Genomic DNA, 25,780 nt, shown 5'->3' with positions numbered 1-25,780 from the left:
GCAGCCATATGGCTGCTTTTTAGTGATGTAAGACTCTAAGATTCAAGCTGCTCTTTCGGCTCTTGCACTACGCTATGCTCTTTGGTTTCGGAGGCGGCTAAAGCGTTACGCTCTTCCTCCATCTTCTTTTCTTCTTCTTTGGCTTTTTCAATCATTGGTGTAATGGTTGAGCCTTGAATCAAAATAGAGAACACAACAACGGCGTAAGTCATTACCAGGATGATCTCTTTTACGTCGATCAACTTGTCTTGTACGACCCATATTCCTGAAGGGATAGAAAGTGCCATTGCAAGCGCTAAACCGCCACGCAGGCCACCCCAGGTCAGGATTTTTACTGACCAACGGTTATATGTTCTGTATCGCTTAAAGCCAATGTATGAGAAAAATACACTAAGGTAACGCGATGCTAGTACTAGAGGCACAGCAATAGCCATCATGATCCAGTCTTCTTGGTGGAATTTGAACAGCAGCATCGACATACCGATTAAAAGGAACAGAACGCCATTTAGAAACTCATCGACTAATTCCCAGAAGTGGTCGAGGTGGTCTTCACTCTCTTTAGAGAAGCCGATAAAGCGTGTCCAGTTGCCAATCATAATCCCAGAGACAACCATCGCTAATGGGCCTGAAACGTGAAGGTATTCTGCGAAAGCATAGCCTGCAGTTGGCACACCAATAGTAAGTAGCAACTCCATTGAGTGGTCATTGGTCGCACTAATTAAGTAGTGGAACAGCAAGCCAAGTAGGAAACCATAAAAGATCCCCCCAATCGCTTCCTGGATAAAGAGCATAGTGACGCTGCCTACGGTAGGTGCTTCAGTGCCAAATGCGATGGTAAATAAGGTGACAAAAATAACCAGACCGAAGCCGTCATTGAACAATGACTCACCTTCAATTTGTGTCGAGATGCGTTTTGGAGCATCTAATTTTTTCACAATGGCGAGAACGGCTATCGGGTCAGTTGGGGAGATCAATGAACCGAATAGTAGGCAGTAAATTAAGTCAAACTTAATTCCGATCAGTAAGCAGATTCCGTATAGAGCAAAACCGATGAAGAATGTCGAAAACAGAGTGGCTGCGAGTGCTAATACTGTGATCTCCCACTTCTGATCTTTCAGGTTAGGTAGTTTAATACCTAAGCCGCCTGCAAATAGCAAAAATCCAAGGATACCTTTGAGCAAGAAGTCTTCGAAGTTGATTCTGGTTACTGTTTCTGTCGCTATCTCTGTGAGATGGAACCAGTTATTTTGACCAGCAATTAGGATGAGGAGAGAAAGTACCATTGAACCTGCGGTAATGGCGATGGTGGTTTGCATCTTTCCTATTTTGCTGTTTACAAAGGCTATTAGCATCGCAGCAGCGGAGAGAAAACATAAAGTATGATAGACCGACATTAGAACACTCTGTTTGTAACATTTTATGAATGGAATTCTCGGCTGATGCTGCTTAAATAGCAAACATTTTTTCGTGATTATTTGATAAGAGAAGAGGTCGATAAAATAATCATGAAATCTGCATTTAGACGTCTAGACTCCTGAAGTTTGTGTGATAGGATGACAGCATAACGAAAGGAATGAGGCTGTACTGTGGGAACTAATGTAAGACAACAGATTGAAGCTCAATTGAAGCAACGTATTCTTTTGATTGATGGTGGTATGGGCACCATGATTCAGGGATACAAACTTGAAGAGCACGATTATCGAGGAGAACGCTTTGCGGACTGGCACAGTGATCTAAAGGGTAACAACGACTTGTTGGTACTTAGTCAGCCTCAATTGATCAAAGAAATACACAGCGCTTACCTCGAAGCTGGTGCTGATATTTTAGAAACCAACACCTTTAATGCGACTACTATCGCTATGGCTGACTACGATATGGAAAGCCTAAGTGAGGAGATCAACTTTGCAGCTGCGAAGTTAGCTCGTGAGGTGGCGGATGAATGGACGGCTAAGACACCGGAAAAACCGCGCTATGTAGCAGGTGTTCTAGGCCCAACAAACCGCACGTGTTCTATCTCTCCGGATGTAAACGATCCTGGTTACCGCAATGTGAGTTTTGATGAGTTGGTCGAAGCTTACTCTGAATCTACTCGAGCCTTAATCAAGGGTGGTTCAGACTTAATTCTTATCGAAACAATATTTGATACCTTGAATGCTAAAGCGTGTGCATTCGCTGTGGATTCAGTATTTGAAGAGCTTGGTATCGAGCTTCCTGTGATGATTTCTGGCACTATTACCGATGCCTCTGGCCGAACCTTATCAGGTCAAACGACGGAAGCCTTTTACAATTCATTACGCCACGTGAGGCCTATCTCATTTGGCTTAAACTGTGCGCTTGGCCCTGATGAACTGCGCCCATATGTCGAAGAACTTTCACGTATTTCTGAATCTTTCGTGTCTGCTCACCCTAATGCCGGGTTGCCAAATGCATTCGGCGAATATGACTTGTCTCCTGAAGATATGGCGAAGCATGTTAAAGAGTGGGCCGAAAGTGGATTCTTGAACTTGATTGGCGGCTGTTGTGGTACAACGCCTGAACATATCCGCCAAATGGCAGAAGCGGTTAATCAGGTTACTCCTCGTCAGTTACCAGAGCTTCAGGTTGCATGCCGTTTATCTGGCCTAGAGCCCCTGACCATCGAGAAAGAATCCTTGTTTATTAACGTTGGTGAACGTACTAACGTAACGGGTTCAGCTCGCTTTAAGCGCTTAATCAAAGAAGAGTTATATGATGAAGCGCTCGATGTTGCTCGTCAGCAAGTCGAAAACGGCGCGCAAATCATCGATATCAACATGGATGAAGGTATGCTGGATGCAGAAGCATGTATGGTTCGCTTCCTGAACCTTTGTGCTTCTGAGCCTGAAATCTCCAAAGTGCCTATCATGGTTGACTCTTCAAAGTGGGAAGTCATCGAAGCCGGCCTGAAATGTATTCAGGGTAAAGGCATCGTGAACTCGATTTCTCTAAAAGAAGGTAAAGAAAAGTTTGTCGAGCAGGCGAAACTGATTCGCCGCTATGGCGCTGCTGTTATCGTGATGGCATTCGACGAAGCCGGACAAGCAGATACCCGTGAGCGCAAAATTGAAATTTGTACCAATGCTTACCGTATCTTGGTTGATGAAGTTGGCTTCCCACCAGAAGATATTATCTTTGACCCAAATATTTTTGCGGTTGCAACAGGTATCGATGAGCACAACAACTACGCTGTCGATTTTATCGAAGCTGTTGGCGACATCAAACGTGACCTGCCACATGCGATGATATCTGGTGGTGTGTCTAACGTATCGTTCTCTTTCCGTGGCAATAACTACGTTCGTGAAGCGATTCATGCCGTGTTCCTTTACCACTGTTTCAAAAACGGTATGGATATGGGTATCGTTAACGCTGGTCAGCTGGAGATCTACGATAACGTGCCTGAAAAGCTGCGCGAAGCGGTAGAAGACGTCGTGCTTAACCGTCGTAACGATGCTACCGAAAGGCTTTTGGATATCGCTTCAGAATACGCCGATAAAGGTGTGGGTAAAGAGGAAGATGCCTCTGCACTGGAGTGGAGAACTTGGCCAGTCGAAAAGCGTTTAGAACATGCTCTAGTTAAAGGCATTACCGAGTTTATCGTTGAAGACACTGAAGAAGCTCGTGTTAACGCTTCTAAACCATTAGAGGTCATCGAAGGCCCATTGATGGATGGTATGAACGTCGTCGGTGACTTGTTTGGTGAAGGTAAGATGTTCCTTCCTCAGGTAGTAAAATCAGCGCGCGTAATGAAACAGGCGGTGGCTCATTTAGAACCATTTATCGACGCGGAAAAGCAGGTCGGTCAGACCAACGGTAAGATCTTACTAGCGACGGTAAAAGGCGATGTACACGATATCGGTAAAAATATCGTTGGTGTTGTACTGCAATGTAATAACTACGAGATCATCGACCTTGGCGTTATGGTGCCATGTGAAAAGATCCTAAAAGTCGCCAAAGAAGAGAACGTCGATATTATTGGTCTGTCGGGTCTGATTACGCCGTCATTAGATGAGATGGTTCATGTAGCTAAAGAGATGGAGCGTCTTGACTTTGATCTGCCATTGCTGATTGGTGGCGCGACAACGTCGAAAGCGCATACTGCGGTTAAAATTGAACAGAACTACAAACATCCGGTCGTTTACGTCAACAATGCTTCACGTGCCGTAGGTGTTTGTACGTCACTATTGTCTGATGAACGTCGTCCTGATTTCGTCGAAAAATTAAATGCCGATTACGAGCGTGTTCGTGATCAACACAACCGTAAAAAGCCACGAACCAAGCCAGTTACTCTGGAAGACGCTCGCGCAAACAAAGTGGCAATTGACTGGGAGGCGTATACACCTCCAGCACCAAAGCAGTCGGGCATTCATATTTTTGACGATTTTGATGTTGCGACCTTACGTAAGTACATCGACTGGACCCCGTTCTTTATGACCTGGTCTTTGGTTGGAAAATACCCGACCATTTTCGATCACGAAGAAGTGGGTGAAGAAGCGAAGCGTTTGTTCCATGATGCGAATGAGCTACTTGATCGCGTTGAAAGCGAAGGCCTGATGCAGGCGCGAGGCATGTGTGGCTTGTTCCCTGCCGCGAGTGTGGGTGACGATATTGAAGTGTACACTGATGAATCGCGTACAGAAGTCGCGAAAGTCCTGTGTAACCTTCGACAGCAAACTGAGAAACCAAAAGGCTTTAACTACTGCTTGTCGGATTATGTCGCACCAAAAGACTCGGGTAAGCACGACTGGATTGGTGCGTTTGCGGTCACTGGTGGTATTGGTGAGCGTGAACTGGCGGATGAGTATAAGGCTAAGGGCGATGATTATAATGCCATTATGATCCAAGCGGTGGCCGATCGTCTGGCAGAAGCTTTTGCTGAATACCTGCATGAGCGTGTTCGTAAAGAAATCTGGGGTTATGCTGAAGATGAGAATTTATCTAACGATGAGCTAATCCGTGAAAAATACCAAGGTATTCGACCTGCGCCTGGCTACCCAGCATGTCCAGAGCATACGGAAAAAGGACCGCTATGGGATCTTTTGAACGTAGAAGAGAATATCGGTATGTCTTTGACGTCTAGCTATGCCATGTACCCTGGTGCCTCAGTGTCTGGTTGGTACTTCTCTCATCCGGATTCTCGCTACTTTGCGATCGCGCAGATCCAGGAAGATCAGTTAGAAAGCTATGCTGAACGTAAAGGTTGGGACAGGCTTGAAGCAGAAAAATGGTTAGGTCCGAATATTAACGGCTAATCCAACGGAAAGAGAAAGGGCTGCCATCAGGCAGCCCTTTTTATATTGTGAGATGAACAGCGTTTATTTTTCAAATAGCTCAGCATGCAGTTTTTGAATCGCCTGTTGCGATTCTGACTTGTGCAGTAGGAAGCACAAGTTATGCGGGCTCGCACCGTAGCAAATCATACGCAGGTTAAAGTCTTCTAATGTACCGAATACTTGTTTGGCGTATCCTTTGCTACCGCTCATGTTGTTTCCGATAAGAGCCACCAAGCATAGGTCGTGCTCTACTTCCACTTTACACAATTCTTCTAGCTCTTCTCTTACGGCTTGAGGTAGTTGTGGTGCACCACCAGAGGTGTCTGTTTGGTCTAGAGTTAACGAAACACTGATTTCTGAAGTGGTAATCAGGTCCACTGAAATTTTGTGTTTAGCCAGAATCTCGAACACTTTAGCCAGGAAGCCGTATGCATGGAACATGCTTGCACTACGTAGAGTGACCATGGTTTGGTTGCAACGCAATGCAAGAGCTCGGTATAGCGGCGAGCTTTCTACTTGGTGACGAATCCATGTGCCACCTGCTTCTGGATCTTTAGAAGAGCCAACAAACACTGGAATGTCGTGGCGCAAAGCAGGAACGAGTGTAGAAGGGTGGAGGATCTTAGCACCGAAGTTTGCCATTTCTGACGCTTCGCTAAAGCTGATCTCTGGAATAGGAGACGCTTTTGGCGCAATACGTGGGTCTGTTGTGTAGATGCCCGGAACATCAGTCCAGATTTCTAAGCCAGAAGCTTTAACGCCTTCAGCAATGAGTGCGGCACTGTAGTCACTGCCACCACGACCTAATGTGGTTGTATTGCCTTCTTCGTCTGAGCCGATGAAGCCTTGAGTAATGACTACTGACTCCTGACATAGAGGGACTAACTTCTCTTGAGCTAGCTGAGAAATCGCTTCGACATTTGGCTCAGCACGTCCGAAGTTATCGTCGGTTCTTAGCACATCACGAATATCAAAACGCACCGCATTGATACCACGCTCTCTCATCAGTTGAGCCAAAATGTGCGTCGACATTAACTCACCACACGCAACTAAATGGTCTGTCAGTTTAGAGCTAGCTTGGATAGAAGCTGCTTCTGCAAGGCTGGTTACCGTATCAAGGATTGCGTAAACCTCTGCACTTGCTTCTGCTGCATCTCTTAGTTGACTAAGGATGTCATCATGAATTTCTGCTAGCTTACGTAGCAACTCGGCACGCTGTTCCTGATCCTGAACACCATTGGCCAGTTCTACCAATAGGTTCGTTACACCAGAGCAAGCGCTGCTAACGACAAGGCGAGTATTTGGATTGTTTTCAATAATGGCGGCACAACGGCTCATTGCCTCGAAATTGGCAACACTGGTTCCACCGAATTTTGCTACGTTAAATGCGCTCACTGAGTTCTCCCACGACTTCTTAAACTAATATATCCGATATTTAGTGAGGAAAGGAACAGAGCAAAAAGAGAGGTATTTAGAGTGATATTTGAAATATGTACCCTCAGAAGCTCTTCATCAGACAATGCTGATGACAGTTGATGGGACTCAACCCACGTCAACCGACAAGTCAAACCCTGCAAATTTGACTTACCTCGGCACTACTCCCCCTGAATAATTCGTATTGGAATTGCGGTTCCACAAATTATCTACCTGGGTAGTGCTCCTCTTCCACATAAAGCTCAAACATTGAACGGTTTTGGCGTCACAAAGTCAATGAATATTTCAACTATTCCAAGATTTTTTATTAGTGAAATTGTGACAGTGGTTTGAACTCAATACCTACGGCTAATTGCCGAGCACTATAAAATCCATTAGTGTGAGTTCTTTGATGCCCGAGACTTATTCAAAATTCTAAAAACTATTGTCCGCGCTCGGGTTAAGTAACGTCAAACAAGGAGCTCACATGCCGATCCAAAGCTTTATTCCCCCTCACCGTACCCTAATGGGACCAGGTCCTTCAGATATCTATCCGCAAGTGCTGCAAGCGCTTAGCCGCCCAACGGTTGGTCACTTGGACCCTCTGTTTATCGCAATGATGGATGAGCTGAAACAATTGCTAAAGTACGCGTTCCAGACAGAAAACGACTTTACTATTGCCGTTTCTGCTCCAGGTAGTGCGGGTATGGAGGCATGTTTTGTTAACCTTATCGAGAAAGGTGACAAAGTTATCGTATGCCGAAATGGTGTTTTTGGTGAGCGCATGCGTGAAAACGTTGTTCGTGCTGGTGGTGAAGTTGTCTTGGTTGATGACGAGTGGGGCGCGCCAGTCTCTGTCGATAAAGTCGAACAAGCACTGCAGCAGCATCCTGACACAAAAATTTTAGCATTTGTTCACGCGGAAACATCGACAGGTGCGGTCAGCGACGCTCAAGCTTTGGGTAAGTTAGCCAAGCAACACAATGCGCTCTCTATTGTCGACGCAGTTACGTCATTAGGTGGGGTACCGTTAAAAGTAGATGAATGGCAACTGGATGCAGTGTACTCAGGTAGCCAAAAATGTTTGTCGTGCGTACCTGGCTTGTCTCCGTTGACATTCTCCCAGGCTGCCATTGATAAGATTCAATCGAGAACAACACCAGTACAAAGCTGGTTCCTTGATCAAAGCTTAGTGCTTGGTTACTGGAGTGGAGAGGGTAAGCGCAGCTACCATCATACAGCACCAGTGAATAGCCTGTATGCTTTGCATGAAGCGTTATTGGTTCTGCAAAATGAAGGTTTGGAAAATGCTTGGGCTCGTCACCAATTGATGCATGAAAAACTAAAAGAAGGTCTACAAAAGCTCGGTTTTGAGTTTGTTGTTGAAGAAGCGCATCGCCTACCTCAATTAAATGCTATTTATGTACCGGAAGGTATTGATGAAGCGAAGGTTCGAGCTCACTTGCTGGAAACCTATAATCTGGAAATTGGTGCAGGTTTGGGTGCCTTGGCAGGCAAAGCGTGGCGTATCGGCTTGATGGGCTACGCAGCTCGTCCAGAAAACGTCGCGCTATGTTTGAAAGCGCTGGAAGAGTCGCTGACAGAGTAGTGACACCTAAAGTAAAAAAGCGAAGGTTATCCTTCGCTTTTTTCGTTTATTTACTGCTCGTCTGACAGCTTAGGTGAAGCAGATTGAGCTTGTGATGGTGGTTGGTAATTCACTTTACTGAAATCTACCCGAGGAAATAAGAACTGCGCCTCTGCACGAATTTGCTCGGCTTTACTTCCATCGTCTAGTCCCTGGTAAGCCAGGATCAAATTGTTATAGAAGGCCGGGCGTGGCTTATCTTTAATGATATTCAGTGACCAATCAATGTAAGGCTGAATCAAGCTTGGATCTTGTGTTTGTAACCCGATAGTTAGAAAGGTGCTGTACACATCCCAGTCGAATCTATCTTTCCAAACCACAGGGTTACTGACTTGGCTAAGAATATCTGGGTTTGTCGGACGTGTGGTTTCAAATTTCGTTAGTATGTAGTTGGTATGTAAGGCACTCACCATGTAGAACGTAAACACGGCTGGCACAGCCAAGCTTACGATGCGCAGCAAGCTTTTCGTGATTTTTGTAAAGCCGCCTTGGCGATAACGCGCAACTCGCTGATCCACCCAATATATTAAAATGATAAAGATTACCCAATGCACTAACGAGTGATAAAACGGGTATTCGAGCTGCGAGTGGAGAACAATGGGTATAAACAATGCCAGTAAGGCTAAACGTGTCCCGCGCTTGGCCTGATAGATTCTGTGCAGCACTAATGTCATGGCCAAGAAGATACCGATAATTGGCAGTAACCCACCTTCTACGGCCCAGTACAATAATTCATTGTGCGGGTGATCCATTGCAGGCAATCCCGCAGGATATTTCTCATTTAACGAATGTTGGCGAGCGGTATAAATCATGTACTCCGACTCAAACTTTCCGTAACCATAGCCGGTGAACGGTTTCTCAATCACCATATCTACCGTTTGCGGGAAAGTGTAAGCGCGAGCCGATTCCATGTTGACTTTCTCGGCGGCTAACCCGTTACCTTGTGGGAAAGCGATTTGCATGACCACTACTGATAACAACAGCCCGGCTGCGAGTGAAATCACCCAATGCGTAAAGCGCCGCTTGGTATTGTAGCGGTACATGTACGGGATAATCAGAAGGACCGCAAACAGAGAAGCCAGCCAACCTGTTCGTGAAGCAAGCGCAACGATCAAAGGTATCGTTAAAACGGGTACCGCATAAAGTAAGTAGACATCACTGAGCTTACGATCGTACTTGTATGGCTGACGCGCCAGTAAGTAACTGGCAATGACTAAGCCAGTTGCTAGAAAGCTAGCCATGACATTGGGTTGTTGAAAGATACCGTATGGACGGTTAGCTACGGTGTTGTATCCGAAAGGATTATCTGGTTTTAAGTAGAGATATTGCGTCAGACCGAAAATAGCCTCTATCACCACCGCTAACACGATAAACCACAAGATTCGTTGACGATGCTTATTGCTGAAATGGAATTGCTGAAGTACAACGAAAAACAGTAAACCACTCCACAGGCCAATGAGTTTATTCGCAGCTAAGTGACTGTTTGCGTTTGGGTAAAAAATCGGGATGGTCATAATGATGACACTGATAAATAACCCGATAGTTAATTTTGAATATCTTAATGCCTGATTACGGGCAATTTGATAGCAACCAATCCCTAACGCAAAGCTAAACGCTATCCAAGATGTCGCATTGAAGGATAAAGCCAACCCTGAACCACCTGGATTTGGCATAAAAAAGTGCATCGCCAGCACAAACAGTACTGCCAAAGAGAGGAGAAACTTGCGATTGAGAGGAACCTGAGTTTTTCCCGGAGAAAGCCTTGTTCCACTTACATGTATAGTTGCCATAGACATTGCGTTGTTTTGAATGAAAAAAGACCAGCAATGGCTGGTCTTTGTACTTTACCTGTTTTTTCTATTTCAACATAGGGCTAAGGAAGCGAGCCGTGTGTGAACCTTCGATCAAGGACACATCTTCTGGCGTTCCTTGAGCAATGATCTCACCACCGCCTTGGCCTCCTTCAGGGCCGAGATCGATAACCCAGTCGGCCGTTTTGATTACGTCCAGGTTGTGTTCAATGACTACGACTGTGTTGCCGTGATCACGCAGACGGTGCAGTACCGATAATAGTTGCTGGATGTCATGGAAGTGCAGACCTGTCGTTGGCTCATCCAGAATGTAGAGCGTTTTGCCAGTATCGCGCTTTGATAGCTCTCTGGCCAATTTTACGCGTTGCGCTTCCCCACCGGACAGGGTTGTTGCCGCTTGACCAAGGCGAATATAAGACAGGCCTACATCCATTAAAGTTTGCAGTTTACGTGCAATGACTGGGACGGGTTCAAAAAATTCACGCGCGTCTTCTACCGTCATCTCCAACACTTCATCAATCGTTTTACCTTTGTAGCGAACTTCTAAGGTTTCACGGTTGTATCGCTTGCCCTTGCACACATCACAAGGAACGTAGACATCCGGCAGGAAGTGCATTTCTACTTTGATTACGCCATCGCCCTGACAAGCCTCACAACGACCACCTCGAACGTTAAAACTAAAGCGCCCTGGTTTGTATCCGCGTGAACGTGATTCTTGCGTACCAGCAAACAATTCGCGAATTGGAGTAAAAATGCCAGTGTACGTAGCAGGGTTAGAACGAGGTGTACGACCAATTGGACTTTGATCGATGTCGATGACTTTATCAAAGTGTTCCAGACCTTTTATCGACTTATAAGGCGATGGATGTGCGGTCGTGGCTCCATTGAGTTGCGTATGAGCAATCTTGAAGAAAGTATCATTAATCAGCGTTGACTTGCCTGAACCTGACACGCCGGTAATACAGCTAAACAAACCAACTGGCACTGACAAGTTAACGTTTTTCAGGTTATTACCCGTTGCACCGATAAGCTCGACGGTTTTTTTAGGATCGCGAGGTGTGCGCTCTTTCGGTATGGCAATTTCTTTTACACCACTCAGATACTGGCCCGTTAGTGAGTTAGGATTCGCGATGATCTCTGCCATTGTGCCTTCTGCTACGACGTTGCCACCATGAACGCCAGCGCCAGGACCAATATCGATCACATGGTCTGCACAGCGAATGGCATCTTCATCGTGTTCCACAACTAAAACAGTATTCCCCAGATCGCGCAGGTGAGTCAGTGTTTTTAGCAGACGTTCATTATCTCGCTGGTGGAGGCCAATCGATGGCTCATCAAGTACATACATTACCCCAACTAAGCCCGCACCAATTTGGCTTGCTAATCGAATACGCTGTGCCTCACCGCCAGACAGGGTTTCAGCACTGCGAGATAAGTTGAGGTAATTTAGCCCCACATTCACTAAAAATTGCAGGCGGTCATTAATTTCTTTCATGACCTTTTCAGCAATCTGTGCACGCTGACCTTCCAGTTTAAGCGTTTGGAAGAAGCTCAAGGCATCCGCAATGCTCAGTTCTACGATCTCTGGGAGTGTGGTGTCGGCAATAAATACATTACGCGCTTCAAGACGCAGACGTGTACCGCCACAACTTGAACAAGATTTAGTCGAGATATATTTAGCTAATTCTTCACGAACAGAGTTGGACTCCGTGTCTCGATAACGACGCTCGAGTGTGTTCAGAATGCCTTCAAATGGATGACGTTTAACTCGAATGTCACCACGATCATTGATGTACTTAAACTCAATTTCCGTGCGGCCAGAACCCTTTAATATGATCTCTTGCGTCTTCTTCGGCAGAGAATTAAACGGAGCATGAAGATCAAAACCATAGTGATCCGCAATTGAGGTGAGCATCTGGAAGTAGTAATAGTTCTTTTGATCCCAGCCACGGATAGCACCTTGTGCCAGACTCAATGAATCATCCTGAATGACTCGGCTTGGATCAAAATATTGCTGCACACCCAAACCATCACAAGTACCACAAGCTCCCGCAGGGTTATTGAATGAAAACAGGCGAGGCTCTAATTCCTGCATGCTGTAGCCACATTTAGGGCAAGCAAAGTTTGCAGAGAAGATAATTTCTTCACCGTCACCATCCATTGGCGCGACAACAGCAATACCGCCAGACAACTCCAGTGTGGTCTCGAAAGATTCAGCTAAACGTTGTTGCAGATCCGGACGAACTTTAAAACGATCGACGACGACTTCGATCGTGTGTTTTTTGTGTAATTCAAGTGTTGGTGGATCGGAAAGATCGCAAGTTTCACCGTCAATACGAGCTCGGATAAATCCCTGTGCTGCGAGGTTTTCTAACGTCTTTACGTGCTCACCCTTACGCTCTTTAACGATGGGTGCCAGTAGCATCATTTTACTGCCTTCAGGCAATTCCAATACTTTATCCACCATTTGGCTGATTGTTTGGGCAGCAAGAGGCGAGTGGTGGGTCGGACAGCGAGGTTCACCAACACGGGCGTAAAGCAGACGTAAGTAGTCATAGACCTCGGTAATCGTACCTACGGTTGAGCGTGGGTTATGAGAGGTCGACTTCTGTTCGATAGAAATAGCTGGTGATAAGCCCTCGATATGATCGACATCGGGCTTTTCCATAAGAGACAAAAACTGACGCGCATAAGCCGAAAGAGACTCAACATAACGTCGTTGACCTTCCGCATATAAGGTGTCGAAAGCGAGGGAAGACTTACCGGAGCCACTTAATCCTGTAATAACCGTCAGTTTATCGCGAGGGATAGTCAGGTTGATATTTTTAAGGTTATGGGTTCGGGCACCGCGAACTTCTATTTTATCCATCGTATTTGCTCTATGTATAACCAAGTTGGGCAAGTATTACATAGTGTGAGAAATGTGCAAAGGAATACTGGACAAAAAAACAGTAAACAAAAGCCCAGCATTTGAGCTGGGCTTAATCATGTGAGAATAAGTGATAAGTTTTAAAAACTTATGCTTCTCGTTGAGTTGCGTGTTTGCCTAGCTCAGACTTCTTCTCGTCTTTTAGGTACAGGTTTTCGAAACAGTAATTCGTTGCTTCGATGTAACCTTCTACGCTACCACAATCAAATCGCTTACCTTTGAACTTGTACGCAAGTACGCAGCCAGCTTTCGCTTGCTTTAGTAGGGCATCAGTAATCTGAATTTCACCACCTTTTCCTGGCTCTGTGTTTTCAATTAACTCGAAAATGTCAGGAGTCAGGATGTAACGGCCAATGATGGCCAGGTTACTTGGCGCTGTGCCTTTCTCTGGTTTTTCAACCATGTCATCCACACGGAAGATATCATCTTTGATCATCTCACCTGAGATAACGCCGTATTTGTGGGTTTCTTCTACTGGGACTTCCTGCACCGCAACAATAGAGCAGCGGAACTGTTTGAAAAGCGCGACCATTTGAGCCAGAACGCCTTCGTCTTCATTGACACAAAGGTCATCAGCTAAAACAACAGCAAAAGGTTCATCACCAACCAGCTCACGACCAGTCAGGATCGCGTGTCCCAGACCTTTCATCTCTCGTTGACGGATGTAGGTAAAGTTAGCTGACTCAATGATTTCACGAATGTCTACCAACAGCTCTTCTTTGTTAGTGCCGCTGATTTGGTGCTCGAGTTCGTAGTTTTTATCAAAGTGATCCATGATTGAGTGTTTGCCACGACCAGTCACAATACACATGCCGTTCATACCAGCTTGGATCGCTTCTTCAACGCCATATTCAATCAGTGGCTTGTTCACTACCGGCATCATCTCTTTTGGCATTGACTTGGTCGCAGGTAAGAAGCGCGTACCATAGCCTGCAGCAGGGAACAGACATTTTTTAATCATTGGGGGAATTTCCTTTCTCGTCATTATCTTCAAGAATTTGCGCATAACTTTAACACGAGTGTTATGTCTTAATCATGAATAAAGTAGGAAAAATTGTGAGGCAGGGGCCGGAAAAAGAATGAGCGGATCAAACTAAGTGTTAGAACCGCATTAACTTAGTTAACGGGAGGTTACGTTAATTAAGACATCAGATTCTGATCAGCCCAAGCAATCGCTTGTACGCGGTTTTTCACCGAGAGCTTTTTAAAAATCTGGTACAGGTGAGACTTAATCGTAAACTCGCTCACAAATAACTCTTCTGCCATTCGGCTATTGGATGCCCCATTTTGAAGACAGCGCAACACCTGTAATTCCCGAATGGTAAGATCCACGGTCGCGGGTGCGGTATGGGTATTGATCACATTGCGGTAGTAGTGAAGCAGCTGGCTGGACACATTGCGAGGTAACCAGTTTTGGCCATTAATGATGCCTTTTAATCCTTCCCCAATTCGTTCAAGCGATTCGTCGGCATAGAATACGCCTTTTAGCTGGCCGAAAGAGAGCAGCTCATCCGTAGTCAGGCGTTTTGGGACATTAAAAATCACTGTTTCAAAGTTTTTCCACACCAGTGGCAAATTCTTAATCGACTGAACAAGCGATTTATGTTCACTGAAATCGATGAGTAAGATTTTATTACGATGTTTCGGCTTCGCTTCCATTAAAGCATCCGTCGAGATCACTGGGATACCGATTTCGATGTACTTCTCCAGTGCCGCTACCTTTTGGGGCGTATTCTCTTCCATACTGATCAGAAATAGCTTTCTGGCGTAAGCTGACTTTTTCATGATGTCAAATCTCCCAATCTTCAGTGAAGGTTGTACGTTGGCATCAAAGAAACGTCTGCGCTATACGCTTGGTGAATAAATGCGTTCAGATTCAAAGGTTCACGCTGCGATGTCTGCAACGTGAATTAAAAATGCTACATGTGCTGGTTGTATAGAGATTTTGGTTCTAGATAATAACTAGATAGAACACTATCGTATTAGACTTTAATCAAGTCAGCAAAGCGTGCTATTCTAATGCGCTAAAATTTTAACTACCCAGAGTCAAACGGAGCACATCATGGCCAGCCGTGGAATTAACAAAGTTATTTTGGTGGGGAACCTAGGTAACGACCCTGAAATTCGTTACATGCCGAATGGCGGTGCAGTAGCAAACATTACTATTGCAACCTCTGATTCATGGCGTGATAAAGCGACTGGCGAACAGCGCGAAAAAACTGAGTGGCACCGAGTTGTGCTGTTTGGCAAACTTGCGGAAGTTGCTGGCGAATACCTACGTAAAGGCTCACAAGTTTACGTTGAAGGACAACTTCAAACGCGTAAATGGCAAGATCAGAGTGGTCAAGACCGTTACTCAACTGAAGTTGTGGTTCAGGGCTTCAATGGCGTAATGCAAATGCTGGGTGGTCGCGCTCAAGGTGGCGCTCCTGCTATGGGTGGCCAGGCACCTCAGCAAGGTGGTTGGGGTCAGCCTCAGCAACCAGCTCAGCCGCAATACAATGCGCCTCAGCAACAAGCTCCAAAGCAATCGGCTCCACAACAGCCTCAGCAGCAGTACAATGAGCCACCAATGGATTTTGACGACGATATTCCGTTTTAATCTTAATTGCACTGAAATTTCAAGGGCCGCGAATATCGCGGCTTTTTTATTATCTGTGTCCCATACTGAATAGTATGAGATGTCCTCAAGTGATTACATTGTTTGCCGCTAACTAAACTATGGTGGTAAAAACAGTATGCCTCTCACAATCAAACTAATCAGATTGTTTATTAAATATCGATCAAGTATAAGTATTTCAATAAGGTATATGGTGAATAGAAAAGGAATTCGGTGTTCATGAGGTATACCCCAACTCTTAAACTAAGCACGCGGCTGGTGGCTTTTGTCACTATGATCGTGATATGCGCAATGTTTATCTTATTTGTCGGCGGCACCCTCTCTTTTAAACGGCTTGGGCAAGAATATCTTACCCATTATTTAGAAGGGATCGTCGAGGTGGTCGACAAGGAGATGGAAGATCCGGATGCGGCATATTCCATGCAGCGCTGGATGCCAAAAATGCTGCAGGCCAGCAACATCGTTGAAATGACGTTGACGACCAATGATGCGGTCGTATATCGGTTTAAAGACACGTCCCATAAGATGGACGCGTCGGTCTTGTTTGAAAAAGAGTATCCGCTTACTCACAACCAGGACTATGTGATCTATTTTAAGGCAATTCCTCCTTACTTAGGTTACGGCTATTCAATGCAGGCACTATGGTCGATCACTCTGGCGGTGATTTTGATCATTTTTTGTCTGATGCGTGGCGTCGCTTGGTTAAAAGAGCAGTTAGCTGGTTCAGAAATGCTGGAGGAGCGTGGCCGAATGATTTTGGCCGGCCGTGTTGAGCAATACGCAAAAGGTGATAAATCCGAGTGGCCTTACACCGCCAGTGAAGCGCTCGATGTGCTCATTGAAGAGCTACAAGATGCGCGTCAGGAGCGCAGTAGGTTTGATACTTTCATTCGAACGCAGACTTTTTTAGACAAGTTAACGGGAACGGCGAACCGAGTGCTGTTCGACAGTAAGTTGGAATCCTCTTTACTAGAAAGTGGTGCGCGTGGCGCAGTGATGCTTGTACGTCTTCATGACTGGAAGTTAGCTGAAGAGGAACAAGATAAGCAAGTTACCGATGATTTTATCGTTGAGGTAGGCAGCCTGCTATCTAACCTGGTTCAGCGTTACCCTGACGTGGTTTTTTCGCGCTATTACGACTCTGACTTTGCGTTGTTTTTGCCTCATCAGGATGCAAAAGGGGTAGCAAACCTTGCTTCACAATGTATTCGTCAGCTTGAGAAATTGACGCCACCAGAACCATTGGAACCAGATAACTGGTGTCACATTGGTATCACAATGTTTAAAGAAGGTGAGCGTCATAGCCAGATTATTGATGAAGCAGAAACCGCATTACGCAGTGCACAGCTACAAAATAACAATAACTGGAGTCGCTTCAAAAAGTGGAATCACGATGAGGAAGTTCGGGGAAGTGTTAGATGGCGTACTTTGTTTGATAAAGCGCTGACCCCAGAAAATTTGCTACTGTATGCACAGCCGGTTTTTGTAATGAATGATTCATCACACAAAAAACCGCTGTATGAAGCGTTAACCTGCCGCCTTCAAGACCCGGAAAACGGCATTGTGAAAGCGTCCAGGTTTATCTCAGCCGTTAGACAGGTAGGTTACGAAACTCAAATGGATAAGGCTGTGGTTAATAAATTCTTAAGAAGTTTTAAGGATAATTTTGACCACTCAAAATCATATGCACTGAGTTTAACTGTAGTTCCATTTGCTAATCGAGAATATTTCAAATGGTTTCGTTATGAATTGCTACAGTTGTCACGTGAGCAAAGAAAGTGTCTCAATTTTGAGTTTGTGGAAGCACAATTTGTAAGACACTTAGACTTTATGCGCCCAGTGGCTAAAATGCTGGCAGGTTTAGGATGCCAGCTAATGATTGGGCAAGCTGGACGAACTATCGTCAGTAGCCATTATTTGAAAGAGGTCGACATTCGTTACCTTAAGCTCCATCGTAGCTTGGTGACCAAGATAGATCAGCGGCATGAAAACCAGCTTTTTATTCGCAGTATGTTAGGTGCTGCCGCAAACAGTAAAACTAAAATTGTGGCAGTGGGTATTGAGAACCGGAATGAATTAAATACTTTACTTGAGTTAGGTGTATACGGTGGTCAAGGTCGCTATTTCGCTACAGAGCGACAATTCCTTCCCCGTCCGCAAAAGATGCAGCCCACTCGGTCAGAATCCCAAGTTAAGCCAGGGAGACGAAATCGCTGGCGTAAAAAATAAAGATAATATTCATGGATCTTAAAGCAGTAGTAGACAAGTTTGTGCGATCGTCAGGTAGCGGTCGCGCTTGTTTTTTAGTTATTCAGCCAGACGCAATCTATTTATCATCATCACTGAAAAGTGCCCGACCGACCCGGTTTGAAGTCTCTGACTCAAACTGGGAGAGAGCGGTTGAGCAGGCACTCAGTGTCGCAGCCAGTTCTTACGATTCATTAAAGGTAGTACTGTCTCACAACTACTACCAGATGTACCAAATCGATAAACCAGCAATGCCTCGTCACGAGTGGCCTGCTGCATTGCCGTTTTTGTTGAAAGAGCTTATTTCGGAACGCGCAATAGATATCGTTGCGGACGCTGTAGAACTGCCAAACTCGAGTAAGGTTCAGGCGTATGTGTTATCAAGAAAAACACTTGATAAGCTTGTGCAGATCGCGAATCACGCTCAGCTGTCATTAGACGCTATTATTCCTGAAGACTGCGTTTGGGGTCATACCGCAGGGGAGCTCGGTAATTTCATTTTGCTGCAACGCAGTGTTCGAGGGCACTTCCGCATCAGTGCATTTGTCGAACGTACGATTGCATTTCATCGTTCCATTCGCAGTGTGACGCCGCCGTTGACTGGTGTTCCTTCCACTGAGCTGCAAATGGACAGTCTGTCATTGGAACTTCAGCGCTCGATTGACTACTTGTCTTCACAGCTACGCCATGTCCAACTGCATCAGATGAAAGTGTGCTGTGATGAAGAAGATGAACACGAGCTGGTTCAATCTCTTAATTACCGCCTGAGCACTAAAGTTTCGCCATTAATTCATGAAGATAATGAGTTATCAGGACATGTGCTGGCCAATACTGCGACAGCAGCTAACGCGCTACACGTTAACTTATACCCTGACTACTTAAAGCCGAAAAAAGAGCTTCTGACTTTAAAAAATGTGGTGATTTCTTGGGGGGTTGCGGCGGCGGCTATTTTTCTGTCCTATGGCTACGTAACCTGGCAGAGTGAAGGATTAGAAGATGAAATTGCCATTGTGAAGAGCAAAGGCGAGATCATGAAGTCTGAGCTGGAGAGAGCTCAGGTCAAGTTACGCAAGCATCAGCCTGACACCAGTAAGTTAGCCGCGAAAGAGCGTCTTGAGCGCACTGTGAAGGCTAAGCGAGACTCGCTAAAAGCGGTCGGGAAATATGACGACTCACAACTGACAGGGTACTCCGGTGTCATGCATTCTCTTGCTAAGTTAGGCAATAGAGAGATTTCTTTATCAGAAATTCGAATTAACAATAATACCCTGAACTTAAAGGGGTTGGCTAAAGCGCCAAGCTCAGTGCCTAGCTGGGTGAACCGATTTAAAGATGAGATCAACCTTGTTGGTCGTACTTTCGATGACGTGAATATTGGTCGCAATGAAAAAGGTATTGTCACGTTTGAATTGAAGGCCGGGGAGGAGAAAAAGAAATGAACGAGTTCTGGCTTTCTCTGGAAGAACGTTTTGGTGAAATGAGTGCACGAGAAAAAATACTGATCGCCTTGTGTGGTTTGGTGACAGTGGTGATGCTGCTGTTCACGCTCGTGCTCGAACCTAAACTTAACCAAATAAATAACAATGAAAAACAGCTGAGTAACTTAAAGCAGGCCAACCAAAAAACTGAGATTGATATTTTGCGTATACAAGCGCAGCTAAAGAAAGATCCAAATTCGGAAATTGATTTGCAGGTTTCAGGTCTGCTTGCTGAAAGCCAGCGCCTTTCGCAGCAGCTTTCAGAGATCATTGAGCACCTTATTACCCCTTCGCAGATGGCGGGGTTACTTGAGCAAGTGTTAGAGCAACAAACGGGGATTCATTTAGTCTCTTTGCAAACGTTGCCTTCAGAGCCGATCTCTGACGACAAAGAAGTATCTCAATATTCAGGGTACTACGTACACCCTGTGCGTATGGAAGTGACGGGAGATTACTTCTCTATTGCGAATTACTTGGGTAAGTTGGAAAAGCTACCTGCAAGCTATTACTGGCGCAGTTTTTATTACAAAGTGGATGAATATCCTAAAGCAACATTAGTGTTGGAAGTGTACACATTAGGCTCTAGAGAGGCGTTTATCGGTGGTTAAGAAATTCATTATCTCAATAGCCTTAACGGTCATTGCGGGAGGAGTATGGGCAGACCAAGACCCTACCGCACCACTTGGCTGGCAGAAGCCGGCTGCCGAATCTAACGCCAAACCAACAAAAAAACGGTCGAGGCTACCGACACTAAACAGCATTGTTTGTAAAGTTGGCAGCCAATGTAGCGCCATTATGGATAACCAAATTGTAGAGCAGGGTGAACTGTTCAAAGGTTATCGCGTGGTGAGTATCACCAGTGAATTTGTAACTTTAAAGCAGAGTAACCGTCAGTGGAAGCTGGAGCTTTTTGGTTTAAACGTAAAAAAATAAGAGTCAGAGCCTGATCAGATATGCGCAAATTAGTTGTAGGAATTATTACTGCTTCTTTAATGGGATGTTCCATGGGGCATCGAGATCCTGTTGAAGTGAAACAAGCTCTCAATGAGTCGATCAATCAAGCCAACAGTCGAGCTTTAGAAGAGCTGCCTTCTTCTGTTGAAGCCGACCTAATGCCGAACTTAGATACCAGTTCGTCTTCGGAGCAAGCGACATCCAAGCGTTTTCGTATTCAGGCGAACGCCGTTGAAGCGAGAAGCTTTTTTGCTTCACTCGTCAAAGGAACTGAATACAGTGCCGCGATTCATCCGGCCGTTGCGGGCAATATTACCGTTAATTTGACTGATGTAACCTTAGATGAAGTACTGAGTGTTGTGCAGAACATGTACGGCTATGATGTGATTAAATCAGGCAAAGTGATCCAAGTTTATCCAGCGGGCATGCGCACGGTAACGATTCCTGTCGATTATTTGCAGTTTAAACGCACTGGCCGCTCACTAACGAGCATCAGTACGGGCTCTGTTACTTCTGCGGGGACGTCCAACTCCGGAGGTAGCTCAGACAGTTCAAGCTCGTCAAGTTCGTCAGACTCTGAAAACAGTAGTGATAGCTCAACGTCTCCAACCGGTGGCACGCGCATTGAAACGGTCACTGAAAGTGATTTCTGGCCAATGTTGCAACAAGCGGTCGCAAACCTGATTGGCTCGGGCAAAGGGCAAAGCGTTGTCGTTACGCCACAGGCTAGCGTCATTACGGTTCGAGCGTTTCCTGATGACATTCGTCAGGTACGTGAGTTCTTGGGGGTTTCTCAAGAACGTATGCAGCGCCAGGTCATTCTCGAAGCCAAAATTTTGGAAGTGACGTTGAGTGACGGATATCAGCAAGGCATTAACTGGTCTAACTTATCTGCGTCGATTGGCTCTGGTGGTGTCTCTTTGGGTCGTCCTTACGCTGGTGGAACAACGTTACCAGGTACTGGAGTTACAATACCAACGTTACCAGGCTTAGATACGATCGGTAACTTGCTGGGTGGCCAGACGAACGTCACCATTTCTGATGGTAACTTCGATGCCGTCTTGAGCTTCATGTCGACCCAGGGTGACCTCAATGTGCTATCAAGTCCACGCATAACCGCAGCGAACAACCAAAAGTCGGTCATAAAAGTAGGCACAGACCAATATTTTGTTACCGAGCTTTCAAGTAACGTGGGTAACGGTGATAACTCAAATGCCGTACCAGAGGTGGAGCTAACGCCTTTCTTCTCTGGTATATCACTCGATGTGACGCCTCAGATCGACGATAAAGGCAATGTGTTCCTCCATGTTCACCCTGCGGTGATTGAGGTTGAAGAAGAAACTAAAGTTCTGAACCTTGGCGGAGATTTCGAAGATGTGCAGTTGCCACTGGCAAAAAGTTCGATTCGTGAGTCTGACTCTGTTATTCGTGCCAAAGATGGTGATGTTGTCGTGATTGGCGGTCTGATGAAGCAGCAGAACTTAGAACAAGTATCTAAAGTTCCTTTCCTGGGCGATGTTCCAGCTCTTGGGCACCTGTTCCGTAATGTGAACAACGTGACACAAAAAACCGAGTTAGTGATTTTGCTTAAACCGACGGTAGTTGGTGTGAACTCTTGGCAAAAAGAGCTGGAACGCTCGCGTGATCTGCTGCAAGAGTGGTTCCCTGATGCGGAATAACGGCTTTGAGACGTTAAGTTGTTCAAAATGTTTGTGATTTGAATATGTACTTGTCGCATTTTGGATTTCGAGTTCAGCCTTTTTCACTAACCCCAAACACAGAAATGTTTTTGGGGTTAGTCCCTCATTATGAAGCGATTCAGACCATTCTGGCCGCAGTTCAAATGGGGGAAGGGGTAATTAAGGTAACTGGAGAAGTCGGCACCGGAAAAACCATGGTGTGCCGTAAGCTGATTGAGCAGTTGGATTCACAAGTAGAGTTGGTTTATCTGCCGAATCCAGTCTTAAATGGTGAGCAGTTACAGTTCGCTGTCGCCAGAGAATTAGGGATAGAGAACAACGATCCTTTACTTATTGTGTCACTCATTCAGGAACATTTGATTCGCGTTCATTCATCAGCCAAGAAAACGGTACTGATTGTGGATGAAGCGCAGGCACTTTCTCCTCAGGCATTAGAAGCATTACGCTTGCTTGGCAACTTAGAAACTGAACATGACAAGCTGATCCAGATCGTGTTATTTGGTCAGCCAGAGCTTGATGAACGCTTAGCGACTCATGAGCTGAGACAGTTTCGCCAGCGCATTACGTTCAGCTGTGAGTTACGTCCACTCTCACTCGATGAGGGAGTGGCATACATCAATAATCGTCTGGATATTGCAGGAAATGGAGCTCATATCTTTTCAGTAGAGCAGAAAAAAGCGATTTGGCGTTCAGCAATGGGCATACCAAGGCTGATTAATCAAATCTGCCATAAAGCCCTGTTAGCGGCGTTTAACGAAGGTTGTACTTTATTGAAAAATCAGCACGTTTATCTAGCAATACACGACACATTTGATGCCCGTAAACCCAAATTTAAAACACCCGTATTCTGGGGATGGAGTCAACCTTGAGTGCCATCAATAAAGCATTATCAGAAATTACAGAAAAAACATCACCGTCTGAATTAACCAGGGCCGAGATACCCCATGTTTCTCGCAGCAAGCCTTGGTTATGGCTGGTGGCGGGGTTTTCATTGAGCCTTGCGGTCGGAGGCTGGGCTGTATCTCGAGGTCCGGTTGCATCAGATGAATTCGCACAATATCAATTAGGGGAAGGCTTGCAGGTTAAATCCACGCTTGATGAACCTGCTTATTCACCGACCAGTAAAATGACGCCAGAGACAAGTCGTCAGGTTTACACTACGCCAGCTCAACAACAGCAAGTTATTGAAGCACCAGTAACAAAAAGTGAACCAGTACCAAAGACTCCTGCACCTGAAGTGGACTCGTTTACTCCAAGACAAGAAGTGAGAGCGGTTGCGCAAGCGCCAATCCTGCTTGCTCAAGTTGCTAGTGTTCCAAGTGAAAGTGCTCCATCAGGCTTTGGTATTGAAAGTTCGATGAATATCGAACAAGTTGAGCTGACGCATCATCAGTTAGCGATCAAAGCGTTAGGTCGAGCAGAGAAAGCTTTGGATGCCAATGATATGCAAACCGCGCTTTCTGCGTACCAAGAAGCCCTGCGCTATGAACCAACCAATGTAGATACACGCCAAAAACTCGCGGCGCTTTATTTTGGAAAAGGTGACACGAGAAAAGCTTATGAAATTATGCAGGAAGGCATCAGCCTAGACATCAACAATCAAACACTGCGACTGGCGTTATCCAAGCTGTTGGTCAAAGCCAAACAGCCTCAAGCGGCGCTTAGCCCGTTGGTTCACATGCCGCCAATGCCAAATCGAGATTATTTGGCAATGCGTGCCGTGTTGGCACAAAAGCAGAAGCAGGATGAAATTGCATTGGAGAGCTATCAATTGCTCACCCAGCGCGATCCAGAAAATGCTCGTTGGTGGATGGGGTTAGGTATACAGCAGGAGCGAGCACTGCAGTTCTCTTCGGCTATCAACTCATACAATAAAGCGCTGGGGAAAGTTGGGATATCGAACCAGTCACAAGCCTTTATTCGCGATCGATTGACGGTTCTTAAGCAGTTGGAGAATGCGCAATGAAAATTCAGTTAAGAAAACGCTTGGGTGACCTTCTGGTTGATGAAGCCATTGTCACCGAAGAGCAGATTCAACAAGCGCTAACGGCACAACGCAGTACAGGTCAGAAATTGGGTGATGCGCTGATTGACCTTGGTTTTATCACCGAGAAACAGATGCTCAATTTCTTATCGCAGCAGCTAGGCTTGCCGTTGATTGATCTTGGCCGAGCTCCGGTCGATCCTGAAGCCGTACAAATCTTACCTGAAGTTCATGCTCGTAGACTGCGCGCGATGGTGGTTGCTCGAAATGGCCACACGTTGCGTGTTGCGATGAGTGATCCTGCGGATCTGTTCACGCAAGAGTCGCTAATGAATCTGCTTGGCGAATACAGTCTGGAATTTATCATTGCGTCGGAACGCCAACTGATCGACAGCTTTGATCGTTACTATCGTCGTACTAAAGAGATTGCTTCATTTGCTGAGCAATTACAGGCGGAGCACCAGGATGTACAGAGCTTTGATTACGGAATCGACGAGACTGACAGTGAAGAAGTAACGGTAGTAAAACTGGTTAACTCCATGTTTGAAGATGCGGTTCAGGTCGGTGCGTCAGATATTCATATTGAGCCTGATGACAAAGTACTGCGTCTTCGTCAGCGTATTGATGGTGTGTTACATGAAACGCTGTTAAATGAAGTCAAGATTGCTTCTGCGCTGGTTCTGCGTTTGAAGTTAATGGCTCAGCTGGATATTTCTGAAAAACGTTTGCCGCAAGATGGCCGTTTTAATATCAAAGTTCGCGGACAATCGATTGATATTCGTATGTCGACCATGCCGACTCAATATGGTGAGTCAGTGGTTATGCGTCTGCTTAACCAGTCTGTGGGTTTACGTCCGTTGGAAGAATCAGGTTTACCTCCTGAATTACTTGCTCGCTTGCGACGTCAATTGTCTCGCCCGCACGGGATGATTCTGGTCACCGGGCCGACCGGTTCCGGTAAAACGACCACATTGTATGGCGCTCTGAGCGAGTTAAATGAGCCCGAAAAGAAAATCATCACCGCAGAAGATCCGGTTGAGTATCGATTGCCGCGAATTACTCAGGTTCAGATCAACAGCCGTATCGATCTGACGTTCTCTCGTGTGCTGCGCACGTTTCTGCGTCAGGACCCGGATATCATTCTGGTTGGTGAGATGCGTGATCAAGAAACGGTAGAGATAGGTTTACGTGCTGCACTGACCGGCCACTTGGTACTCAGTACACTGCACACGAACGATGCTATCGACAGTGCCCTGCGAATGATTGATATGGGCGCGCCAGGTTACTTGGTGGCGAGTGCTGTACGAGCAGTGGTTGCCCAGCGTCTTGTCCGCCGTGTCTGCCCAGACTGTAAAACAGAAGAGAGTTTGGATGAATCACGTAAGCAATGGTTAGCTGGACGTTTCCCTAATCAAGTCGGCGTGACTTTCTACAAAGGAAGCGGTTGCCAAAACTGTAACCTGACGGGTTACCGTGGTCGAATCGGTGTATTTGAAATGCTCGAATTAGAAAACGAGATGATGGATAAACTGCGTGCTAACGATGCGGTTGGCTTTGCACAGGTGGCACGTAGATCCGAAAAATACAAACCACTATTGGCTTCGGCGATGGAGCTCGCACTGCAAGGCACCGTAAGTTTGGATGAAGTCATGGCCCTTGGTGAAGGGGATGCTTCTGGTAAAACTGACCCAATTTTACTATAGGTAAG

Annotated in this window: 17 protein-coding genes and 1 riboswitch; of the genes, 11 read left to right on the top strand and 6 right to left on the bottom strand. The window is 45.8% G+C overall.

Translation table 11 applies throughout. The features are described 5' to 3' along the window. Nucleotides 1-35: 35 nt before the first annotated feature. Complete coding sequence (locus VER99_RS12655) at nucleotides 36-1,394, bottom strand: cation:proton antiporter (RefSeq protein ID WP_024372849.1); 1,359 nt, start codon at nucleotides 1,392-1,394, stop codon at nucleotides 36-38. Nucleotides 1,395-1,586: 192 nt separating this feature from the next. On the opposite strand from VER99_RS12655, the gene metH reads away from it, so the two are divergent. Next, on the top strand, nucleotides 1,587-5,267 hold the full coding sequence (gene metH / locus VER99_RS12650; protein WP_020334526.1) for a methionine synthase: 3,681 nt from the start codon (nucleotides 1,587-1,589) through the stop codon (nucleotides 5,265-5,267). Nucleotides 5,268-5,330: 63 nt separating this feature from the next. Here the strand turns inward: metH and lysC are convergent, their stop codons facing one another. Next, on the bottom strand, nucleotides 5,331-6,683 hold the full coding sequence (gene lysC / locus VER99_RS12645; RefSeq protein WP_020334525.1) for a lysine-sensitive aspartokinase 3: 1,353 nt from the start codon (nucleotides 6,681-6,683) through the stop codon (nucleotides 5,331-5,333). 99 nt (nucleotides 6,684-6,782) lie between these two features. Next, nucleotides 6,783-6,961, bottom strand: a riboswitch (Lysine riboswitch). A gap of 227 nt (nucleotides 6,962-7,188) precedes the next feature. Here lysC and VER99_RS12640 point away from each other — a divergent pair. Further along, entirely contained in the window at nucleotides 7,189-8,310 is a 1,122-nt protein-coding gene (locus tag VER99_RS12640) for a pyridoxal-phosphate-dependent aminotransferase family protein (RefSeq protein WP_020334524.1), read from the top strand. Nucleotides 8,311-8,360: 50 nt separating this feature from the next. Here the strand turns inward: VER99_RS12640 and VER99_RS12635 are convergent, their stop codons facing one another. The 4 genes from VER99_RS12635 to VER99_RS12620 form a co-directional block, all read right to left on the bottom strand. Then, nucleotides 8,361-10,139: a PglL family O-oligosaccharyltransferase gene (locus tag VER99_RS12635; RefSeq protein ID WP_024372850.1), complete on the bottom strand. Its 1,779-nt coding sequence runs from the start codon at nucleotides 10,137-10,139 to the stop codon at nucleotides 8,361-8,363. Nucleotides 10,140-10,206: 67 nt separating this feature from the next. Next, nucleotides 10,207-13,029, bottom strand: coding sequence for an excinuclease ABC subunit UvrA (gene uvrA / locus VER99_RS12630; RefSeq protein ID WP_020334520.1), 2,823 nt, complete (start codon nucleotides 13,027-13,029; stop codon nucleotides 10,207-10,209). 148 nt (nucleotides 13,030-13,177) lie between these two features. Then, complete coding sequence (gene galU / locus VER99_RS12625; RefSeq protein ID WP_014233119.1) at nucleotides 13,178-14,050, bottom strand: UTP--glucose-1-phosphate uridylyltransferase GalU; 873 nt, start codon at nucleotides 14,048-14,050, stop codon at nucleotides 13,178-13,180. Nucleotides 14,051-14,229: 179 nt separating this feature from the next. Continuing rightward, nucleotides 14,230-14,874 carry a LuxR C-terminal-related transcriptional regulator gene (locus VER99_RS12620; protein WP_020334518.1) on the bottom strand — a complete coding sequence of 215 codons (645 nt, stop codon included), beginning with the start codon at nucleotides 14,872-14,874 and terminating at the stop codon, nucleotides 14,230-14,232. Nucleotides 14,875-15,151: 277 nt separating this feature from the next. On the opposite strand from VER99_RS12620, the gene VER99_RS12615 reads away from it, so the two are divergent. The 9 genes from VER99_RS12615 to VER99_RS12575 all read left to right on the top strand — a co-directional run bounded on the left by VER99_RS12615 (nucleotide 15,152) and on the right by VER99_RS12575 (nucleotide 25,775). Continuing rightward, nucleotides 15,152-15,691, top strand: coding sequence for a single-stranded DNA-binding protein (locus VER99_RS12615; RefSeq protein ID WP_014233117.1), 540 nt, complete (start codon nucleotides 15,152-15,154; stop codon nucleotides 15,689-15,691). A gap of 237 nt (nucleotides 15,692-15,928) precedes the next feature. After that, a complete protein-coding gene (gene csrD, locus VER99_RS12610; RefSeq protein WP_031334688.1) occupies nucleotides 15,929-17,938 on the top strand; it encodes an RNase E specificity factor CsrD in 2,010 nt (669 codons plus the stop codon). Between the two features lie 11 nt (nucleotides 17,939-17,949). After that, the gene (locus tag VER99_RS12605; protein ID WP_020334516.1) at nucleotides 17,950-19,395 is read left to right on the top strand and encodes a hypothetical protein; all 1,446 of its coding nucleotides are present in this window, start codon (nucleotides 17,950-17,952) and stop codon (nucleotides 19,393-19,395) included. Beyond that, a complete protein-coding gene (gene gspM, locus VER99_RS12600) occupies nucleotides 19,392-20,042 on the top strand; it encodes a type II secretion system protein GspM (RefSeq protein ID WP_020334515.1) in 651 nt (216 codons plus the stop codon). Before VER99_RS12605 ends, gspM begins: the two co-directional genes overlap by 4 nt. Beyond that, nucleotides 20,035-20,367 carry a hypothetical protein gene (locus tag VER99_RS12595; protein WP_020334514.1) on the top strand — a complete coding sequence of 111 codons (333 nt, stop codon included), beginning with the start codon at nucleotides 20,035-20,037 and terminating at the stop codon, nucleotides 20,365-20,367. Before gspM ends, VER99_RS12595 begins: the two co-directional genes overlap by 8 nt. Before the next feature lie 20 nt (nucleotides 20,368-20,387). Then, the gene (mshL, locus tag VER99_RS12590) at nucleotides 20,388-22,067 is read left to right on the top strand and encodes a pilus (MSHA type) biogenesis protein MshL (RefSeq protein WP_024372853.1); all 1,680 of its coding nucleotides are present in this window, start codon (nucleotides 20,388-20,390) and stop codon (nucleotides 22,065-22,067) included. Between the two features lie 44 nt (nucleotides 22,068-22,111). Further along, nucleotides 22,112-22,957, top strand: a complete 846-nt coding sequence (locus VER99_RS12585; protein ID WP_020334512.1) for an ExeA family protein — start codon at nucleotides 22,112-22,114, stop codon at nucleotides 22,955-22,957. Next, nucleotides 22,954-24,054, top strand: a complete 1,101-nt coding sequence (locus VER99_RS12580) for a tetratricopeptide repeat protein (RefSeq protein ID WP_020334511.1) — start codon at nucleotides 22,954-22,956, stop codon at nucleotides 24,052-24,054. Before VER99_RS12585 ends, VER99_RS12580 begins: the two co-directional genes overlap by 4 nt. Next, nucleotides 24,051-25,775, top strand: a complete 1,725-nt coding sequence (locus VER99_RS12575) for a GspE/PulE family protein (protein WP_020334510.1) — start codon at nucleotides 24,051-24,053, stop codon at nucleotides 25,773-25,775. Before VER99_RS12580 ends, VER99_RS12575 begins: the two co-directional genes overlap by 4 nt. Nucleotides 25,776-25,780: the final 5 nt, after the last annotated feature.

The sequence above is a fragment of the Vibrio natriegens NBRC 15636 = ATCC 14048 = DSM 759 genome, from assembly GCF_035621455.1.
Classification (GTDB): domain Bacteria; phylum Pseudomonadota; class Gammaproteobacteria; order Enterobacterales; family Vibrionaceae; genus Vibrio; species Vibrio natriegens.
This window is presented reverse-complemented; position numbering and strand designations above follow the sequence as displayed.

Excerpts from the sequence above, each read along its gene's own strand:
- VER99_RS12655 (WP_024372849.1), bottom strand. The coding sequence starts at position 1,394 with ATGTCGGTCTATCATACTTTATGTTTTCTCTCCGCTGCTGCGATGCTA.
- VER99_RS12640 (WP_020334524.1), top strand. The coding sequence starts at position 7,189 with ATGCCGATCCAAAGCTTTATTCCCCCTCACCGTACCCTAATGGGACCA.
- VER99_RS12635 (WP_024372850.1), bottom strand. The coding sequence starts at position 10,139 with ATGGCAACTATACATGTAAGTGGAACAAGGCTTTCTCCGGGAAAAACT.
- uvrA (WP_020334520.1), bottom strand. The coding sequence starts at position 13,029 with ATGGATAAAATAGAAGTTCGCGGTGCCCGAACCCATAACCTTAAAAAT.
- galU (WP_014233119.1), bottom strand. The coding sequence starts at position 14,050 with ATGATTAAAAAATGTCTGTTCCCTGCTGCAGGCTATGGTACGCGCTTC.
- VER99_RS12620 (WP_020334518.1), bottom strand. The coding sequence starts at position 14,874 with ATGAAAAAGTCAGCTTACGCCAGAAAGCTATTTCTGATCAGTATGGAA.
- VER99_RS12615 (WP_014233117.1), top strand. The coding sequence starts at position 15,152 with ATGGCCAGCCGTGGAATTAACAAAGTTATTTTGGTGGGGAACCTAGGT.
- csrD (WP_031334688.1), top strand. The coding sequence starts at position 15,929 with ATGAGGTATACCCCAACTCTTAAACTAAGCACGCGGCTGGTGGCTTTT.
- VER99_RS12605 (WP_020334516.1), top strand. The coding sequence starts at position 17,950 with ATGGATCTTAAAGCAGTAGTAGACAAGTTTGTGCGATCGTCAGGTAGC.
- gspM (WP_020334515.1), top strand. The coding sequence starts at position 19,392 with ATGAACGAGTTCTGGCTTTCTCTGGAAGAACGTTTTGGTGAAATGAGT.
- mshL (WP_024372853.1), top strand. The coding sequence starts at position 20,388 with ATGCGCAAATTAGTTGTAGGAATTATTACTGCTTCTTTAATGGGATGT.
- VER99_RS12585 (WP_020334512.1), top strand. The coding sequence starts at position 22,112 with ATGTACTTGTCGCATTTTGGATTTCGAGTTCAGCCTTTTTCACTAACC.
- VER99_RS12575 (WP_020334510.1), top strand. The coding sequence starts at position 24,051 with ATGAAAATTCAGTTAAGAAAACGCTTGGGTGACCTTCTGGTTGATGAA.